This window comes from Vibrio vulnificus NBRC 15645 = ATCC 27562, from assembly GCF_002224265.1.
In the GTDB taxonomy this organism is placed as follows: Bacteria; Pseudomonadota; Gammaproteobacteria; order Enterobacterales; family Vibrionaceae; genus Vibrio; species Vibrio vulnificus.
The window spans coordinates 1,223,193-1,240,691 of the sequence record NZ_CP012882.1 but is presented as its reverse complement, the minus strand read 5'-3'; the positions used below and the strand labels follow the sequence as shown (position 1 = coordinate 1,240,691).

Here is a 17,499-nt window from a genome sequence, read left to right as displayed (position 1 = left end):
CTATCCGTGAATATTCGCCAATTTCAGCAGGATCGTTTCAAGCTCATCCCATGGCATTAGCTGTGAATCGATAACTTCGATTCTGGACTCGAATCCTTCCAAGCTCATTTGATTCACCGACACAACGCCATTGGCGACGTTAAAGGCGTAACAGCCTTGATCTGTGTTCACTACCGCTTTCACTCGCTCTGCAGTTAATGCTGAGAACATTGAAAAAAGCGCCTCAAACTCAAAGCGATATTCAGCACCAATTAGCCAACCACAACTGTAATACCCTTGGCCTTTATTCTCTTTGCGCACAAAAGCACGACCAGGTGGCAATTCAAACTGTGGCTCCATCTCCGCATGATGGTGGTGATGCGGTTCAATATGCGTTGAAGCACTGCCGTAAACACGTTCAATATCCAGCACTTCTACCGGCAACTGACCATCATGAATCAACTTACTAAAGACTTTGGAAGGCGATTGGTCTGTCACCCAATCATTGAAAACATCAATGTCATGCGAAGTACAAAGGTCCACTTTACTGCCAATCACCACATCTGCACTGTCGAGTTGGTCGTTAAAGTTCTGGTTGTTCAGGTACTTTTCATCGCTGAGGTTGCGTGGGTCCACCAGCGCAATGGTCGCTTTGAGATCGACATACGGTTCATATTGCGCAGACGTCAATGTGGCAATCACTTGTTTCGGGTGACCAAGCCCTGTGGGTTCGATAAGCAGACGATCGGGCTTTTGACGCAACAATGTGTTGATGCCAACACTCATCGGCACGCCTGCGGTGCAGCACATACAGCCGCCCGGTACTTCTTTGATCAGCGCGCCGCTGTCGGTCATCATTGCACCGTCAATGCCAATCTCGCCAAACTCATTCACCAAAACCGCCCACTTTTCATTGGCTGGCTTTTCTTTCAGTAAGTTTAGAATGGTGGTGGTTTTTCCTACACCGAGAAAACCCGTAATGATATTCGCCGGAACCTTGTTGTTCATCGTTATCTCCGCTCTGCGATGGCTACTTGCTGTCTGTATTGTACTTTGCCATGACTAAAGCTCAACTGACATTGCGATTTCTCTTCGTCTCTTTCTAAAATCATTTTACAATCCGCGTCCCAACGATTAAGCAGCACACTGGAGAGCCCATTTGAAACTGAGCAAACGCATTCAAGCTATCGCGGAAATGGTGAACCAAAAGTACCAGCATATTTGGGATTGCTGTTGTGATCATGGCTACCTTGGTTTTGAACTGCTACGACGCTCTCCAAACACTACCGTGCATTTCGTTGACATCGTTCCTACACTTACCGACAAAATCTCTCACACTCTTGCGAAATTTGGCGATGTACAGGCCGTGAATTGGCAAGTGCACTGCATGGACGTGGGCGATCTGCCTCTCGCCAAGCACACTGGTAAACATTTGATCATCATAGCAGGCGTTGGTGGGGATCTGGCTTTAGATCTGGTTAAGCGTATTCAGGATAACCACCCACACTCAGAGTTGGAGTTTCTGCTCTGCCCTGTCCATCACCTTTACACCTTGCGAGACGCATTGCACGGTATGAACTTCCGGCTTATCTCGGAGCGACTGGTCGAAGACAATCGACGCTGCTACGAAATCTTACACATCAGTAATGCTCTGGCTGTTACCACACCAATCAGTATCACTGGTGAACAGTTATGGCATGAGGCCGATTCGCGCTTGGCATTACGCTACCAACAGAAAACCATTGCTCATTACGAACGATTAAAGCGTGGCCACGGCAAAGAGGTTGAGCGCATCATTCAGGCGTATCAACAAGTTAAACTTGCCGAGCTCGATTAGGCCCAAAGAGAGCGCGTCACGATTTGTTGCGCTCACTTAATTTGTTCAGGTGTAATCGCGCGATCACGTCCCAAACTTTTCGCTTGGTAAAGGCACATATCTGCGGTAACAAAAGCGTCAGAGCTGTTTTTCAACTCATTGAGGCCGCACGGTTCACTCGCCCCTACTGAAATAGTGATGTTGTAATTTTTTCCTTTCAATTGATAAGCGGAAGTACGAATCGACTCCACCAGCTTTTGCAAACGTAAAGGAAGATCATCGTCATTTTTGAGTACCAGAAGAAATTCTTCACCACCCCAACGCACAAACAACTCATCGGATGCCAACTGTTGTTTGATGCGTTTGGCGGTTTCGACGAGGACAAAATCCCCAATCTCATGGCCATGCGTATCGTTGATCGATTTAAACCAGTCAAGATCAACAAGAACAATTCGATAGAGATGGGCTCGATTGAGCAGATTTGGTGTTTCAATTTCACTTTGGAAGAAACGTCTATTGTTGGCCCCTGTCAGCGGGTCCACATAAGACAGCGTTTGCAAATGAAGGTTGTGCTTGCGAATAATGGCCATTCTGCGCACTCCCAAAAGCAAGAGCAGCCCGACAATCACAATCCAAATCATTAGAATACGCTGACGTTGCTCATTCAAACTACGCTCTAATTCGCGCAGCTGATTTTGCGCTTCGTATAGATCGCGCTCTTTCGCGACTTCTTGTACTTCAAAGGAGGTTTGTAGAGCGTGAACTTCGCCAATAATTTGCTGTTTCTCTTGGGCGTAATACTTCTTATAGAGGCTTAACGCTTCTGCATATTGCCCTTTTGCTTCGAGAATGTTGGCCCGTAATAAATGGGCACGAATGGTCCAACGAGCATGTTGTAAATGTTCAAATGTGGCGATAGCACTATCCACTGCACTTTGCGCCGCATCCAACTGTTTACCCGCTAAATACCCTTCCGCCTGAATATAAGTGCAAATGCCATTTTGCAAAGGATAGGTATTGTTTGCATCGAGCTTGATACAGGCGACGGCGACATCAATTGCACGTTTGAAATCTTCATCAAGCAAATACAGCCGAGCCTCACTTTTGAGTTTCAAAATCCGATAATACGTCGAGGTGTTCTCGCCAAAATAACGTAAGGCCCTATGATACGCAGCTTTGGCTCGCTCCTTTTGTTTAAGCTGTTGGTAAACAAACGACTGATTAAGCAATATCACCAGTTGACGATTGGGCTGAGTCACACCGATCGATTCATAGAATGTTTCGGCCCGTTGGAGAAAATCCAATGCCTTATCCCACTGTTCTAAATGAACATAAAGCAGCCCTAAGTTGTTAAGATAACGGCCAATAAACGCGTTGTTAGGAAACCTTTCACTTAGCTCTAACCCTTGGTAAAACGCCAATTGTGAGCGCTTTAGTTGATTGGTGGCATTGTACAAGATACCCAAGGTGTTAAAACCTTCCAGTAACAAGAAATCGGCACCGTTTTCATTTGCCATCGCCATACCGAGCTCGACGTGCTTTAACCCCTCATCAAACTGACCTTGCTTCAACTCTCGTCCCGCTTTTTCGATAATCAACTGGGCACTCAACCAAGCAATTTTTCGTTGAGACGCAAACTGCTCTAACTGGCCAGTTAAATGGTCAATTCGCTCTTGAGATTGTTGTGTTTTGGCGATTTCACGTTTAATCAGCAAGGTATAAATATGCTCTAGACCCGCTCTTGCATTGTGATGCTGAGTTTCCCACTTTGTCCCCTTCTCCCATTCAGCGAGTAACGCTTGCGCTTTATCGGGTTCTATCTGAACCAATGGCATGATGGCGAGTAATGGATGATGAGCAGAAAAGGTTTTGAGCTGCTCTTCGGGGGAGGCTAACGTTTTTACCGAGCGGGTTTGGGGATATGAAGCCGTATCTTGATCAACAAACACGTCCCAAGTCACGATAGACAAAGCGAGAAGAAGTAAAATTAATAGAGAAAAAGCGAGCTTTTTGTGCATACCAATGTCGACTCTCTTTGTCGGTCCACCGCAACAACCTCGATTTGTTTTTCATCAGATCGAATGGCGTAGATTCATTTGCCTAAAACTTCAAACACTTATCATATTCATTCAGGAAAACGATATCGTGGTTGCTGAAAATTACGGCGAAAGTAGCATACATTTAGTGATAAATCTCAAACTTTTGCCTAAATTGGTTACCCGGTCAAAATAAACCAATGATTGACTTATCAATCATTTACTAAAAAAGCAAAGACTCTAACAAATCCATAACCCACTGTTTTAAAATACATTTTATTTCAACAACCCCAAGTCACCTCTCATACTTTCTAAGCCATTTTGGGTTTGACGCCTTTTAAAAGCATTCCTACGGTTTATATGGCTAAACAGTAAAGCTAAGGGTGGCTTATGAATAAAAACAAAATCGTTATGGCACTAGGACTCAGTGTCAGCGTTAGCCTATTGGGCTGTGGCGGAGGAAGCTCAAGCTCCTCTGGAGGAAGCTCTTCCAGCTCCTACTCCGTAACAGCAATCGATGGCTACTTACAAAATGCACAGGTTTGGTTGGACTTAAACAAGAACTTCATTTGGGACACTGGTGAACCAAAAGCGACCACTGGCGCCGGAGGTAAGGCAACCCTAGATGTTACAGGAATAGATAACCCTGAAAGCTACCCGATCGTGGTAAAAGCAATCAAAGGGAAAACCGTAGACGAAGACACCGGTAACACGATCGCTACAGATTACGTCATGTCTGCCCCAGCTGGTGAACAAGATATCACCCCTCTTTCTACAATGGTTCACGTTCTTCTCGAACGAGATACAAACCTCAGTAAAGAAGATGCAGTACAGACCGTCGCCACTCAACTTGGCATCACGAGCGATGAAGTACTTGGTGACTATATTGAGGATAACGATGTCGAAGCCGCGTTTGGCGCGAAAACATTGGTTTCTTCTGGCGTATTACCGGAAACCCCAGAGGAGCTTGCATCAGAAGCGGATGAAGAGACCACAACCACAAGTACGTTTCTAACCGAAGCGCAAACCGTCAATACCGAAACAAAAGACCACATTGAAACCGAGAAATCAGCACTGGGCGAAGGCGAAGAGCTCAACCTCAATGACAAAGTGGGCACTTTTGACCCAGAAACGGGCGAGGTCACGTTCGAAGAGGATAGCGATGGTGACGGCGTTGCCAACAGTCAAGACTGGGCACCAGACAATAGCGAAGAATGGTTAGACAGTGATGGTGATACTATTGGCGATAACGCCGACACCGATGACGATAACGATGGCACCCTCGATACGGATGACGATTTTCCATTTAATCCAAACGAAACAAAAGACACTGATGAAGATGGTATTGGTAACAATGCCGATACCGACGATGACAACGATGGCACCCTCGATACTGACGATGCGTTCCCGTTAGACCCCGAAGAAACTCTCGACACCGATAAAGATGGCATTGGTAATAACGCCGATACTGACGATGATAACGACGGTGCACTTGATGGTGACGACGCGTTCCCGCTCAACCCTGAGGAAACGACCGATACAGATAAAGATGGCATCGGTAATAATGCGGACACCGACGATGACAACGACGGTATCTTGGACGTCGATGATAGCAACCCAACCGTGCCTGATCTCAACCCAATAGAACAAGTTATTCAGTTTATGCAAAACAACTCTATGTTCTATGCACTATGGGCTGATCATGAGTACAACGATGCTACTGGCACTGAAAGCGTTGAAATTTATGTAGAAAAATTCACCTTATCCAACAACATAGGTACGGTAACCGAAGCATATCAAATGCTGCCTGATGGTCGTAAAGTGGCCGACGAGCCTGATGCCAACGATGAAGACGATATTGTATTGGGTCCAGATGGATGGCAAACATTCAACGACACTTACGCTATCGCCATCAACAGTGATGCGGTTTCGGTGTATCCGGAAGAGGTTCCAAGCCTAACAAACACTGCTTATGGTTACGTTAAAGACCTAAGTGGCCTCAACATGGCTGAGCACTCTGGTGAACTCGGTGATTACGTAGACGCAGACGCTGTGTTCCCAGAAGGAGCGGAAGGGGGCATCGTTAAACTCACTGCTGACGTTGACCAATACTTCCTCTGGTTCAAACCTTGGTTCTGGCGAGCATCCGGCAACACAAGTGACGATGGTCATAACGCCACCAACCTAACGGAAATTCAAGTCGCACCAGCGGACATTTCTCAAACGGGTGACGATGTACATACCGCGAAAGGCATTTCAATTGGCATGCACGTTGGTGTCCAGTTTGTGACTGATGGTACGACGCGTTTTATGACGCTTGATTGGTGGAACGAAAGTACTCAAGCCCCTGGAACAGTCACCATCAACGGCACTGGCACGTGGAGTCAAGTGGTTGTCAACGGTGAAACCATCATTCGCTATAGCGTGCCGGATAGTGTGGTTGAAGCATGGGGCGACGTTTGGGATAACGACTCACAACAACTCATTCTCTCTGTGTACGGTGGAATTGTTCATAGCGGCGACTATCTACTTGCCGGACAAAGTGAAGACGATGATGAGGGCTACCTACTGAACGAAACCGCGAAAGAAGCCTTGCTTGGAGCGGTTAATCTACCCGGTTGGTGTCCAATCACCGAAGTCGCCTCTGGTGCAACCCTTGCAGATTTCCAAGCGCAAATCGCCGACTGTCAGTTACCCGTGATGGATCCTGAAGGTGCGGTACTTTATCGCGTCAATAGCAGTGGGGAAACCCGAGTCCAAGCGTATGCCGCCAACAACGAAGCATTACGCTTCAAAAATGGTACGCCAAGCACGAAATATTGGATGGTAAACCAAGAAGGCACGCTTGAGTTTGGCGAAGACGCTCAGAATATCTGGGATTACAAACGCGCTATCATGGATGTGGATGAAGATGGCATTCTCTCCATGGCAACGTTTGATCCAGAAACGGGTGAAATCTCACTTGGTCTCTATCAAGAAGTGGATCTCAGCCAACCATTTACCTATTGCGAAACCTCCAATAGTGACTGGGATGATGTGAACGAAGTGCCAACCACCTTCTTCTCCTTTGACACCTACGCTGATGCGCTGAAAGGTTGTGTGGATGATACCGCCTATCGCACGGCTAAATTCACCTCCACTTTCATTGGTGAACAATTGGTGATGAAAGATGAAGATGGCACACTCACGTTCTTAGCCAATAAAACCGGTACGTTTGTCAGCACGGATGAAAATATCCAGTTTACTTGGACAGAACATGACGCTGAAAATGGCATCATAGCCTTGAGCTACTCCTTCGTTGACGATAACCAAGTGACGCAAAACAATACCACCTACATGGGCTTTGCCTACAGCAATGGTATTCAGTTTAACGTCAAAGGTTTTACTGTCTCGACAGAATGGAATAGCAACACCATTGGTTCTCAAGGTGAGATTTGGGATGGGCTCTTTATCCACCCTGAATCTGAGCAAGCCTTGATTGACTACGGTTTTATTGAGGCTCCAACACCGTAGTTGAACGTTGTACAGCAGATATAAACCAAGGCCAAGTTTTCACTTGGCCTTTTTATTGTCTTTTTTTGTTGTCGTTTTAGACCGCTCGAGCACTAGCCTAGAACGTAAACCGCGTCGTTTTCCACCAACACTGGCCATGTCGTTAACGTGACCGATTCATCTTCAAAGCACTTACCTGTTTTTAAGCAAAAATGCTGTTTATACAGCGGAGAGGCAACGCAGAGCTCACCTTGGATATCCCCGACAATGCCGCGGCTTAACACAAAAGCTTTGCCAATCGGGTCCCAGTTTTGTATCGCAAACACCCCCTCCTTAGGCACATAAAACATCGCCAATTGCTCATCATTCAGTAACACTGGATGGCCATGGTCACTTTTCAGTTCATTGAGATGGCAGATAAATTGTTTACTTTGCATCGCTTATTCCTCCAGTTTGACAGGGATACGTTGGCCACGCGTACGTTGGTAGCCCAATAGCGTGCTCTGCTGGGTTGAGTTAATGAACGGTCTGAAACGCATCAATTTTTCAGGATTGGTTAAGGTTTGCTGCCACTCACAGTGATAGGTGTCCACGACATGCGCCATTTGCTGCTCAAGTTGCTCACACAGATGGAGCGAATCGCCCAGAACGACGCTTTTGAGATAATCCAATCCACCATCAAGATTCTCCAACCACACGGAGGTGCGTTGTAGACGATCCGCCGTGCGCACGTAAAACATCAACACACGGTCGATCAGCGTAATCAGCTCTGCTTTACTCAAATCAGCCGCTAACAGGTCGGCATGTCTTGGGCGCATGCCACCGTTACCACAAACATACAAGTTCCAGCCTTTTTCTGTCGCGATCACGCCAATGTCTTTGCTTTGCGCTTCAGCACATTCACGCGTACACCCTGATACAGCAAACTTCAGTTTATGCGGCGCTCGCAGTCCTTTGTAACGATTCTCAAGTTCAATGGCTAGACCCACTGAGTCATCCACGCCATAACGACACCAGGTTGAACCGACACAAGATTTCACCGTGCGCACGGATTTGCCGTAAGCATGGCCGGTTTCAAATCCAGCATCGATCAAGGTTTGCCAAATCTCCGGTAACTGCTCCACCTGAGCACCAAACAGGTCAACGCGTTGACCTCCGGTGATTTTGGTGTAGAGATCGTACTGGCGAGCCACCTCCCCTAACACGATAAGCTTCTCTGGGGTGATCTCGCCGCCAGAGATGCGGGGAACAATAGAGTAAGAACCGTCTTTTTGCAGATTGGCCATAAACGCATCGTTGGAATCCTGCAAAGGTGAATGTTCCGGCTCCATGATGTGCTCATTCCATAATGACGAGAAAATTGACCCTGCGGTGGGCTTGCATATGTCGCAGCCATGACCCTTACCGTGCTTCGCCAACAAAGTATCGAAATCGCGAATTTTCTCCACTTGGCATATGTGATAAAGCGCCTGCCGCGTTTGGCTAAAGTGCTCACAAAGCTGGGTATTGACTTCTAAGCCCATGACGCTCAGTTGCTGATCAAGCACCGATTTGACCATGGCACTGCACCCGCCACACCCGCTACCGGCTTTGGTCTTCGCTTTTAACTCGCCAAGCTCATGCGCTCCCGCCTGAATCGCGCTGATCAGATCACCTTTGGTGACGTTGTGGCATGAACAGATCACCGTGTTGTCACTGACATCCCCTTTCAGCGCACTGGTGTCAAACAGCAAACTGACCGCAGGCTGCGGCAGTGGGGTTTTGTTCAAGTAGCTTTGCAACAGCACATCATAATCTTGGTTGTCGCCGATTAAGATCGCCCCCAGCAAGGTGGTGCCACTTTGATCCACCACCAATTTTTTGTAGATGCCCGCAGCCGCATCGTGCAGTACCATTTCCGTCGCCTTCGGTGTGGCTTTATGCGCATCACCTATCGACGCCACATCCACCCCCAATAATTTGAGCTTGGTGCTCATGTCTGCTCCGCTAAACTCAGCCTCGCTGCCCCCTCTCAGTTGCTGCGCCACTACTCGCGCCATCGCATATCCAGGTGCCACCAAGCCGAAGATTTTTCCTTGCCACAGTGCACACTCGCCAATGGCGTAAATCGCAGTATCACTGGTTTGACAAGCGTTATTGACCACGATGCCACCGCGCTCACCCAGCTCAAGGCCACAATCACAAGCCAGTTGATCTCGTGGTCGAATGCCTGCCGAGAACACAATCACATCCACCTCCAGCGGCGGAGCGTCTTTAAACACCATGCGATGGTAAGCGGTTTCACCGTCAATGATTTTTTCGGTGGCGGTTGAGGTATGCACCGTTAAGCCAAGTTGCTCGATTTTGCTTTTCAGCACCTCGCCTGCACCCTCATCAAGTTGGACTGGCATTAAGCGTGGCGCAAATTCGACGACATGCGTTTCTAAACCAAGCAGCCTTAAAGCATTCGCCGCTTCCAAACCGAGTAACCCTCCGCCAATCACGGCACCTTTCTTCGCACCGAGACACGCTTGTTTAATCTGCGACAAATCATCCAAGGTTCGATAGACAAACACCTTGCTGCGCTCACTCCCTGCCATTGGGGGCACAAATGGGTAAGAGCCGGTGGCAAACACCAATTGGTCATAACTCAGTTGGCTTTCATCTTCCAATGTGACTCTTTTGCTTTGTCGGTCAATGCCCACCACCGCAACGCCCAATATCAGTTCAATGCCATGCTTCTGATACCACTCTTCACTGCTGAGTAATAAGTCGTGCTGGCTTTGTCCTGAAAACATCGCCGAGAGGTGAACACGGTCATAGGCGACGAATCGCTCTTCGCCAATCACGATAATTCTTTTTTCCAAATGGCTGCCACTGGCGACGAGCTGTTCCACCAGTTGATGACCTACCATGCCATTGCCAATGATCACTATGCTTTCCATGCGTTTTCCCTCAGGCTGTTTTTATCGGTTTTGCTTGCGAGTGTTGAACGGTGCGCGCCGTTGCCGCTTCGCCTTTACTTTGCTTCTCATATAAGAATCTCAACACAGCTTGGCGATAGTGTTGGTATTGCGGGTCGTCCGCCAAGGCGACGCGATCACGTGGTCTTGGCAGCTCAATCGGGAGAATTTCGCCAATCGTCGCCGCGGGTCCATTGGTCATCATGACAATTTTGTCGGAAAGCAAAACCGCTTCATCGACATCGTGCGTAATCATGATCACCGTGTTGTTGAGCTCGGCTTGAATGCCCATCAGTGCATCTTGCAAACGCGCGCGAGTCAACGCATCCAAAGCACCAAACGGCTCATCCATCAGCAGCACTTTAGGTTGTAAGGCCAACGCTCGAGCAATGCCCACCCGCTGCTTCATACCGCCTGAGATTTCATCCGGTTTTTTATCGGCGGCGTGGGCCATTTGAATCAAATCCAAATAGTGGCGCACTTGCTCCTTCACCCACGCTTTGCTCTGGCCTTGGGCAATCTGCTTAACGGCCAACTCGACGTTTTGATAAACGGTTAACCAAGGCAACAGCGAATGGTTTTGGAACACCACCGCACGCTCTGGCCCTGGGCCACTGACTTCTCTACCATCGACAATGACACCACCATCGGTCGGCAGATGCAGCCCAGCGACTAAGTTCAACACGGTCGATTTTCCGCAGCCTGAATGGCCAATCAGTGAAATGAACTCGCCTTTTTGGATCTGCAGATCGACGTTTTTCAAGGCGATAAACTCCCCTTGTGGGGTGGGAAAACGCATTCCAAGTTGCGTCAGTTCTAAAAACGATTTTGACATAGTGCCGGCTCCTATCTTAACGACATCTGTTTGTTCCACGACAACCAACGCTGGCATTGCAACATACCGCGATCGAGCAGAAGGCCAATCAAGCCAATCACAATCACCGCCACCATGATGCGGCCAAGTGAATCAGAGCTGCCGTTTTGAAACTCATCCCAAACAAACTTTCCTAGCCCTGGGTTTTGCGCCAACATTTCTGCGGCGATCAACACCATCCACGCAATGCCTAACGAAAGGCGTAATCCGGTAAACATCATCGGAATTGCCGACGGAAGCACGATGATGCGAATGTGTCGCCACCATGAAAGCCTCAATACTTTGCTCACGTTGAGGAGATCTTTATCGACGCTGGTCACACCCACAGCGGTGTTGATCAAGGTTGGCCACACGCTGCATAACGCCACAGTAAACAGCGAGTTGACAAAAGACTTGGCAAAAAGCGGGTCATCACTGACGTAGGTTGCACTGACCACCATGGTGACAATCGGCAACCATGCCAAGGGCGACACCGGCTTTAACAATTGGATAATCGGGTTGAACGCCATGTAGAGCCCTTGGTTGAGCCCAAGAACAATGCCAAGTGGAATAGCAATAAGACTGGCCAACATAAACCCACAAGCCACCGTCACCAAACTGGTAATGATTTGGTCGAAAAAGGTCGGTTTGCCGGTATATGGGCGAATTTTCAACTCGGCTGTAGGATCTTTTGCCAGCTTGGCTGCGTTGCGTTGCTCCTGTCGCTCAATGAAGCGTTGCTCCTTTTCGCGCTCATTGTGGTGCTCTGTGAGCAAATTAGAAAACTGTTGAAAGGTATCCACCGGACCTGGCAATGTGCCCAGCGACGTTTCAACTTGGCGTGCACTTAAGTGCCACGCCAACAAAAACACCAGTAAGCCAATCATGGGCAGTAGAATCAGCCGGCTTTTGTCCGCCACTGCCTGTGAACTGGGAATAAGTGAAATAACATTTCCTGACATAACGACTCCTTGTTAATCATTGATGCGTTAAAGTGACTCAGAGCCTTTCAGGCCAATAGCGAACTGCTGCAGATACGCATTGGGGCTACGGCCGTCATAGCGGATCTGATCAATAAAGTGGGTTTGCGGTGGGCGAAAACCGCTTTCTTGGGCAAAGTCAGGAAAATCGCTGGCACTCAATGTCCCTTCTTCGATTAGCGCTTCTGCGGCACGTTGATAAATCTCTGGGCGATACACCTGCTTGGCGATGTCCATGTACCATGAGTCCGGTTTCTGGTTTTCGATTTGTCCCCAACGGCGCATTTGTGTGAGATACCAAATGGCATCGCTGTAGTAGGGATAGGTGGCGTTGTAGCGGAAGAACACATTAAAATCAGGCACTTGTCGCTTATCGCCTTTTTCGTATTCAAACGTGCCAGTCATGGAATTGGCGATCACTTCCGCATCAGCGCCGACGTACTCGCTGCGTGAAAGCAACTTCACGGCTTCGGCGCGATTGCGGTTATCATTTTCATCTAACCAATGCGCCGCACGGATCAGTGCTTTAACCACGCGGATATGGGTATTGGGGTACTTTTCCGCCCAATCTTGTGCAACGCCAAAGACCTTCTCCGGGTTGTTTTTCCAGATCTCATAGTCGGTCACCACTGGCACTCCAATGCCTTTGAACACGGCTTGCTGGTTCCAAGGTTCGCCAACGCAATAGCCTTTGATGGTGCCCGCTTCCATGGTGGCTGGCATTTGCGGTGGCGGCGTGACGCTAAGCAGCACCTCGGCATTAATTTGGCCACTATTGTCGCCTTTATGCGGCGCATAGTAGCCGGGATGAATACCCCCAGCTGCGAGCCAGTAGCGCAGTTCATAATTGTGAGTGGATACTGGAAACACCATACCCATATTGAACGCTTTACCTTGGTCGCGATAGCTTGTTACGACAGGCTTAAGCGCATCAGCTTTGATTGGGTGAACGGGTTTACCGTCGCTGCCTTTGGCCAAATTGGGCTTCATTTGCTGCCAAACATCGTTCGACACGGTGATCGCGTTACCATTGAGATCCATACTGAATGCAGTGATCACTTTGGCTTGCGTGCCGATACCGATGGTAGCACCCAGCGGTCGGCCTGCCAGCATGTGCGCGCCATCCAGTTCACCATCAATCACGCGATCGAGCAGCACCTTCCAGTTGGCCTGCGCTTCTAACGTCACATACAGCCCTTCATCCTCAAAAAATCCTTTTTCATAAGCGATCGCCAACGGTGCCATGTCGGTCAATTTGATAAAGCCAAACTTTAAGTCCTCTTTTTCAGCCTCGCCAACGTCTGCGAGTACAACTGGTGGAGCAAACGCCAACCAACTTGTTAATACGCCAACTGTCCATCTCTTTTTCATCGATTTTCTCCAAAAAAAAGCGCTACGACTCCAAGGAGTCGTAGCGCCGTTGCTTTCTCTGCAATTACCGCCGTTGATAATTGAGATTCGCCATTCAACAATGTGTCTAACTAAAAATGTGTCTAACTAAAACTATTCCATTAGAACTATTCAATTAGTGTGCCAACGAAATACTCACCATAAATCAGCATGTTATCGTTGTATTCTTGGCGACTTACCACAATGCTGCTTTCATTTAGTGCACCTCGCACCAATTGCACTTTTTTCTCTTACCCCCAAAGTAGTAGGACAACCTTACAGTGTGCTTAACGTCGCAATCACGTTCTTCGCAACTTGCAACATGGGTTGGCTGGTTTGCATCGCGGAACGACGCATCGCTTGATAGGCGGTTTCTTCATCCACTTGTTGAAATTTCATCAGTAGACCTTTCGCTTTTTCAATCACTTTTCGCTCTTGCAATTTGTCATTTAAAAGCGCCACTTTCTCCTCCACCAGTAAGTAACTTTCTCTCAGTTGCGCGGCGTAGTCGATCCAAGGCGCTAAGGGCAAGGTGCTTTCTTCTGGTAAAAACACACAGTCGTGGCAATCTTTTAACTGATTGAATTGTTGAGCAAAAACTTGGCGAAACAAGACCAACACCGGCCGCTTTTGTTGACGGCAATACTCAATGATCAACCGCACTTCGGCGCAAGGGGCGGACCACCCGACGACAACGCAGCTTTCAGGTTCTCGCCGCAGGATGTGTTCCAATTGCCCAAGCTGACACCCCAGTACTTGGTCATACTCTTTTGCCAATCGCTCGGCTAAATGCGCTTGTTGTGTTAATGAATCGCAGCAAACAATCATCGTCCTTTGATAAGGCTTTTTCGTCATAGACATTCCTTGTCGTTTTCGTTATTTCACTATGACATAACAAGGAATGTGCCACCTTGGAGAATGCGCCCATCGATAGCGCACAAATAGCGCAAAAAGAACAGCCAAGGCTGGCTGACCTTGGCTGTGCGGATTAACGGGCGGTATGGATTAATGGATTCGTGGAGATGCGCTATTAGGATTTGAGCTCGCGACGGAAAAACTCCACGGTTCTTTGCCAAGCCAACTCTGCCTCTTCTGGCGCGTAACGGGCGGTGGAGTCGTTATGAAAGCCATGATTGACCTTCGGATAGAGGAAAGCGTTGTAGCGAGCATTCATGGCTTTTAAGTCTTGCTCATAGTCAGGCCAAGTCGCATTCACTCGTTGGTCGAGTTCGGCGAAATGGAGTTGAAGGGGCGCTTTTATGTCCGCTCGTAACGACTTTTCTGCGGGTGTGCCATAAAACGGTACCCCAGCATTGAGCTGTTCACCCATGACGGCCGCCAGCATGTTCACCACATAGCCGCCAAAGCAAAAACCCACTGCTCCTAGCTTGCCATTGCTCAAAGTATGCGTTTTGAGATATTGCGCCGCTGCGATGAAATCTTGCTCTATTTTTGCTCTATCGAGGTTCTTTTGCAGCTCACGGCCTTGGTCGTCATTACCCGGATAACCGCCGACAGGCGCTAATGCATCCGGTGCAAAAGCGACAAAACCCTGCTTGGCTAAGCGGCGTGCGACATCTTGGATGTAAGGGTTGAGACCACGATTCTCATGCACCACGAGCACGACTGGTAGCGGCGCGGTCAGTTGCGTTGGCACCACTAAATAGCCTTTGCCTTCGCCATGGCCTTTTGGTGAGGGGAAGGTTTGATAACTGGCTTTGATATGGGGATCATTAAACGACACTTGCTCCGCCTTTGCGTAATCCGGCAGCAGTGCCTCGGTTAACGTTGCAACGCTAAAGCCAAGCACCGCCAACCCGGCTAGGCGATTTAAAAACTCTCGGCGGTCGATCTTGCCGTGTGCATACTCGTCATACCAATCAAAGGCTTCTTGTGGGATGGGTTGCTTTGTTGCTGAATTCGATGTTTTGCCAACCATGGTGTTCACTCCTAAAAATAGAAAAGCCAAACGGGTGAAATAGGCACACGTTTGGCTTTAAAGATAGTTAACACCTTTGTGTTCGACAAATATCCCCGCACGGTAAGTTGCCGCGAGCTAGGCTGCGATACTAGGCCGATATATTGACCGCCGCGCAGTATTGACGCCAGAAATCATGCGCCTTTTCCAGTGCCGCTTCTCGATCTTGCAGTTCGGTAAACAGCAGCGCGGCTAAGGTTGCCACGATGGTGTTGGCCATCAAGTTCTTCTCTTCGTCCGGCGTTGCAAACGGACAGTTCTGCACAATCGCGATGTCTGAACACATTTGCTCAGTCCAATAATGGGAGGTGACCCCTTCCGGACCACTGAACCACACGGTTTGGCTCACTTTGGGATTAAACTCCGACTCTCCCGACTGGCCTTTAAATGAGATCACGCCATGCTCGGTATAGCCGATTTCATCTTCCACTTCCGCGTGCAACTGCTGGAAACCAGGGTGGAAACTGCCACGCAGGCCGATTTTCGCCCCGCCAGGGTTAAGCGCCCGAACGACAGTGTTGATCGGAGTTCTCAGACCATAACGACTTTTCCAACCAATCATTTTCTCCGCCATTGGCGCAAAATTGCGCAGTGGCAGATAAACGATGCCATCTTGCTCAAGCACGGTTTGGGCTTCTTGCGTAGAGCCCGCCTCACGCAAGCCTAACGCCGCTAAATAATGCTCTGCATGTTCACGCCCAGCGGGTTTGTCGTTGTATCCGTGGAGCAGAACTTTGTAGCCATTATCGGCAAAAATTTTTGCCGCAAGAAGATGCCAAGGCTTACCCGCTGAGGCGCGTTTTCCCGCATAACAAGGCCAATCAATGTCTGCGCCAAAGTTAGGTACTCGACTTTGGAAAGCTTTAACAAATCCCGCGATCTCTTGACGGGTCTCATTTTGCACTCGGATCAGCATCAGCAGCATCGCCATTTGATCATCACCCACTTGACCATCGAGATACTCATCCATAACTTGATAGGCTTGTTCAAACGTCAGGGGTTTACGCCCACGCTCACCGCGTCCAACCGTGCGGATACATTCCAAAATTGTGCTCATACTTCCTCGTTGTTCTTTTGCTGCTTAGCTTCGGTCGTCCTTCTGGCTGGTGATGATCATTCATCAACCTCTCATTAATCACTCGTCAACAAATGAGGCGTTAGCCATGGGCGCGACTGCCGCAAGGGTGGTCTTTAATCTATCCCGCAGTTTGACGACTTCCCCCATAATGATCAATGCCGGACTCACCCCTTTTAGCGCTACTGCTGTTTTTTCCAACGTGGCCAAGGTTGTCACGTACGTTTTCTGATCAGGTGTCGAACCTTGCGTCACGATCGCGACGGGAAAATCTGCACGAACCCCCTGCCCGAGCAAGCCTTGCTCGATCGCGCGTGCCGATTCCAACCCCATGTAAAACACCAATGTTTGCCCCGCTTCAACAATAGCAGACCAAGCAGGAAGTGACCCCGTCACTACAGTACCAGTCACGAGCGTGACACTGCGAGCTACTTCTCGGTGCGTGAGCGGAATAGCGCAGCTCGCCGCACAGCCTATGGCGGCTGTGATGCCGGGAACCACACAGTAACGAATGTTGTGCTCTACCAGCGCTAACGCCTCTTCGCCGCCACGGCCAAAGATGAAGGGATCGCCCCCTTTGAGCCGAACGATTTTGCGCCCAAGTTGCGCAAAGCTGACGAGGATCTGATTGATCTCCTCTTGCTTTAGACTCGGCTCGCCACAGCGTTTGCCCACATAAATTTTGTCAACGTGCTCTGGCACCAGTGCCAGAATTTCTTTGCTGACCAAGCGGTCATAAACCAACAGATCGCACTGTTGCAGCGCGTTGACCGCCTTTACTGTCAGCAGTTCTGGATCGCCCGGCCCTGCGCCGACTAAGTAGACAAAACCTGATGCCGCCGCCCCAGTTGACGTTGGCCGATTCTTGGCTTGCAAACCGCGTGATGAGTGGTAACAAATCGCATGTTCGCTATAGCTGCGATCACGTAATTGAGTGCTGATGCTTGTATCCATAATGC

The 17,499-nt window shown here is 48.9% G+C and carries 12 protein-coding genes and 1 pseudogene; 2 read left to right on the top strand and 11 right to left on the bottom strand.

What is annotated here, in order from left to right; genetic code table 11:
* The gene (locus tag AOT11_RS21060) at positions 1-987 is read right to left on the bottom strand and encodes a CobW family GTP-binding protein (RefSeq protein WP_011152241.1); all 987 of its coding nucleotides are present in this window, start codon (positions 985-987) and stop codon (positions 1-3) included.
* Positions 988-1,138: 151 nt separating this feature from the next.
* Here AOT11_RS21060 and AOT11_RS21055 point away from each other — a divergent pair, with 151 nt between their 5' ends.
* The gene (locus AOT11_RS21055; protein WP_017422770.1) at positions 1,139-1,816 is read left to right on the top strand and encodes a tRNA (adenine(22)-N(1))-methyltransferase; all 678 of its coding nucleotides are present in this window, start codon (positions 1,139-1,141) and stop codon (positions 1,814-1,816) included.
* Between the two features lie 32 nt (positions 1,817-1,848).
* Here the strand turns inward: AOT11_RS21055 and AOT11_RS21050 are convergent, their stop codons facing one another.
* Positions 1,849-3,813 (bottom strand): tetratricopeptide repeat-containing diguanylate cyclase, encoded by a 1,965-nt coding sequence (locus AOT11_RS21050; protein WP_017422769.1) that lies wholly within the window; start codon positions 3,811-3,813, stop codon positions 1,849-1,851.
* A 408-nt stretch (positions 3,814-4,221) separates the two neighbouring features.
* Here AOT11_RS21050 and AOT11_RS21045 point away from each other — a divergent pair, with 408 nt between their 5' ends.
* The gene (locus AOT11_RS21045; protein ID WP_017422768.1) at positions 4,222-7,344 is read left to right on the top strand and encodes a thrombospondin type 3 repeat-containing protein; all 3,123 of its coding nucleotides are present in this window, start codon (positions 4,222-4,224) and stop codon (positions 7,342-7,344) included.
* Positions 7,345-7,436: 92 nt separating this feature from the next.
* Here AOT11_RS21045 and nirD read toward each other — a convergent pair whose 3' ends face one another.
* From nirD to cobA, 9 genes and pseudogenes are all read right to left on the bottom strand, one after another.
* Positions 7,437-7,760, bottom strand: coding sequence for a nitrite reductase small subunit NirD (gene nirD / locus AOT11_RS21040; RefSeq protein WP_017422767.1), 324 nt, complete (start codon positions 7,758-7,760; stop codon positions 7,437-7,439).
* Positions 7,761-7,763: 3 nt separating this feature from the next.
* Complete coding sequence (gene nirB, locus AOT11_RS21035) at positions 7,764-10,247, bottom strand: nitrite reductase large subunit NirB (protein ID WP_017422766.1); 2,484 nt, start codon at positions 10,245-10,247, stop codon at positions 7,764-7,766.
* 10 nt (positions 10,248-10,257) lie between these two features.
* Positions 10,258-11,100: an ABC transporter ATP-binding protein gene (locus AOT11_RS21030; protein ID WP_017422765.1), complete on the bottom strand. Its 843-nt coding sequence runs from the start codon at positions 11,098-11,100 to the stop codon at positions 10,258-10,260.
* Positions 11,101-11,111: 11 nt separating this feature from the next.
* Positions 11,112-12,080, bottom strand: coding sequence for an ABC transporter permease (locus tag AOT11_RS21025; RefSeq protein ID WP_017422764.1), 969 nt, complete (start codon positions 12,078-12,080; stop codon positions 11,112-11,114).
* 27 nt (positions 12,081-12,107) lie between these two features.
* Complete coding sequence (locus AOT11_RS21020) at positions 12,108-13,469, bottom strand: CmpA/NrtA family ABC transporter substrate-binding protein (protein WP_237342686.1); 1,362 nt, start codon at positions 13,467-13,469, stop codon at positions 12,108-12,110.
* A gap of 294 nt (positions 13,470-13,763) precedes the next feature.
* Positions 13,764-14,342, bottom strand: coding sequence for an ANTAR domain-containing response regulator (locus AOT11_RS21015; RefSeq protein ID WP_026050825.1), 579 nt, complete (start codon positions 14,340-14,342; stop codon positions 13,764-13,766).
* A 175-nt stretch (positions 14,343-14,517) separates the two neighbouring features.
* Positions 14,518-15,426, bottom strand: coding sequence for a dienelactone hydrolase family protein (locus AOT11_RS21010; protein WP_026050824.1), 909 nt, complete (start codon positions 15,424-15,426; stop codon positions 14,518-14,520).
* A 130-nt stretch (positions 15,427-15,556) separates the two neighbouring features.
* Positions 15,557-16,525, bottom strand: a pseudogene (locus AOT11_RS21005) (glycosyl transferase family protein); the annotation flags it as partial.
* Positions 16,526-16,600: 75 nt separating this feature from the next.
* Complete coding sequence (gene cobA, locus AOT11_RS21000) at positions 16,601-17,494, bottom strand: uroporphyrinogen-III C-methyltransferase (protein WP_017422759.1); 894 nt, start codon at positions 17,492-17,494, stop codon at positions 16,601-16,603.
* Positions 17,495-17,499 lie beyond the last annotated feature (5 nt).